At 43.4% G+C, this 553-nt stretch carries 1 protein-coding gene; it reads right to left on the bottom strand.

The genetic code is table 11. The annotated features are described in order from the left end of the window. Positions 1-535, bottom strand: a 535-nt coding sequence (locus R7093_RS27345; protein ID WP_318147298.1) for a serine hydrolase domain-containing protein, incomplete at its 3' end; no start/stop codon positions are given. Between the last annotated feature and the right edge of the window lie 18 nt (positions 536-553).

The following is a 553-nucleotide window of genomic DNA, read 5'->3' as shown; positions in this document are numbered from 1 at the left end:
AAGCTAATTGAGTGGAAAGAAACTGCTGTTTTAAGTCCTTCGCATTGTAATGACGAGAAAAAATGTTGCCTTGTCCATATGGTACGGACAATTCGTCCAATGCGTAGCCTGTGGACATATTTAGAACATCTCGTAATGTTATCGCTAGCTTCGCCTTTCTATCTGGCTCGGTATACTCTGGAAAGAAATCAAATATTGGCGTATCTAACCCTTCGATTTTGCCTTCATCAATAGCGATGAAAATCAGCGTAGCGACAAAGGATTTCGTGACAGAATGCACGTTATGCACAACCTCTTGCCCGACAGGCACATTTGGTGTTTGACGATTACCATCAAGCCCACCACCTTGACGATACAGCTCCAACGTTAACTGGTTATCTTGCCACACTAGTAAGCTATGCAGGTTTGCTGCTTGTCCTTGTTCTACTCGCTGAATGATAGGATCAAACTCTGGCTTACTCGCCTCAACAACTACTGCGTGTTTATCACACCCTACGAGTAGGGTAAGCAACCACGCTATGATGAAAGTTTTCATGCTTTCCTCTTTATTCCT

Source organism: Vibrio sp. 1580, assembly GCF_033340055.1.
Note: the sequence above shows the minus strand (reverse complement) of the source record. Positions and strands in the feature narration are given on the sequence as shown.